The sequence below is a fragment of the Bradyrhizobium sp. 157 genome, from assembly GCF_023073815.1.
Taxonomy (GTDB): Bacteria; Pseudomonadota; Alphaproteobacteria; order Rhizobiales; family Xanthobacteraceae; genus Bradyrhizobium.
On sequence record NZ_JADPKF010000057.1, the window covers coordinates 1 to 1489 of the forward strand.

Here is a 1489-nt window from a genome sequence, read left to right on the forward strand (position 1 = left end):
CCAGAGACGTCGGTCAACAAGCTCTTATTCGCGGGTTCACGCATTTCCGTTGGTTCGTCTGGGGCTGTCCCGGTCTGAGGTCGGACGTCGATCTTGCGATCGGTCACACAGGATGATCGGGAATTCCCCTACCGCGGCTCTGCTTCCGCCGTTGCACGAGATTTATCGCTTCGCCGGATCACTGCCCCGGCGCCGGGCTCCCTGGTTAGCGCTCGACCTTGCCGCTTGGCACCCCTTGCCAAGCCTCTTAAGCCGGGGTTGCCGCGACACGTGCGGCCGTGACTGCGCGAGCGACAGCCCAGATGAAGCCGGCGAGCTCGCGGGCGATTGCGATGATGGCGACGGTCTTGAGCTTACCGTTCCTGATCAGCGCGCGATAGCGCCGGTACAGTCGGCACTGCGCCTTCCAGGCAATCTCGCGAACCGTCGGCGGCGCCGCATCGACCTTCGGTTGCTTGGCTTGTCCGACCCGCGGCGGATGCTGATAGCTCCACGAGCACTCCACCAGCATGCGCCGGGCACGCCGGTTGCCGGCTTTGGTGATCGGTCCACGCTTGACGGTATCGCCGGTCGAATCCTCTGAAGGCACGAGCCCGAGATAGGCCATCAACTCGGTCGGCGTTCGGAACCGCGAGAGATCGCCGATCTCGGCCAGCAGCGTTGTGGCCGAGATCAGATCCATGCCGCGCATGGCGATCAAAGCGGTAACCAGCGGCGCAAGTGACCATTCCGGAACGGCCGCGGCGATGGCCTGCTCCAGCCGTTGGAGACGCTCCTGCGCCTGACGAATCGCCAGCAGCATCTCCTCCAGCACAAGGCGCTGTTGCGGGTGCTCGAGCTTTTGGCTCGCGATCCAGCTCACATGTAGCTTGGTCCAGGTCTTCTTGCTCTCCGGGTAAGGCCTTCCCAGCCGTAGCAGAAAGGCCGAGACATGCTGGCGCTTCGTGCGCAAATCCAGCATCGTCGTCTCGCGCGCCCGGGTCAGATCGCGCATCGCTTCGTGACCTCCGTCCGGCACCCAGACCGCCGTGAGTTCGTCGGCACGCAGCAACTTCGCCAGGCCGAGCGCATCGCGCCGGTTCGTCTTCACCTTGTCGCCTCGCCGCTTTGGAACCAGCGAGGGCGCGACCACCGCGCATTCGAAGCCCAGCCCCTTGATCTGCCGGTGCAGTCCGTAGCCGGTCGGCCCGGCCTCGTAGCAGAACGTCAGCCGCTTGTACTTGGCGGCCAGCTTGCGCACGAGTTTCGCCGTTGCCGCCGGCGTGTTCTCAATCTCCCCCAGGAACCGAACTTCGCCATCCCGGCCGGCGTCCGCAATGGCAACCGCATTGCGCAACTTCGACGTATCGATCCCGACGAAAGCCTCGCTATAATCGCCCATGACTCGCCCTCCTTGCGTGAGGCTCTGCCCGGCCCATCCGGGTAACCCTCGCACTCGCATCGAGGGTGAGTCGCCTCCGCATCGGAAGAGGGACATACGGTCTGAGGA

General features: G+C 64.6%; 1 protein-coding gene. It reads right to left on the minus strand.

The genetic code is table 11. The features are described from left to right. Positions 1-247 precede the first annotated feature (247 nt). Positions 248-1381, minus strand: coding sequence for an IS110 family transposase (locus IVA95_RS12320; protein ID WP_247510717.1), 1134 nt, complete (start codon positions 1379-1381; stop codon positions 248-250). Between the last annotated feature and the right edge of the window lie 108 nt (positions 1382-1489).

Bases quoted from the DNA above. Each gene is read 5' to 3' on its own strand.
- IVA95_RS12320 (WP_247510717.1), bottom strand. From the start codon at position 1,381: ATGGGCGATTATAGCGAGGCTTTCGTCGGGATCGATACGTCGAAGTTG.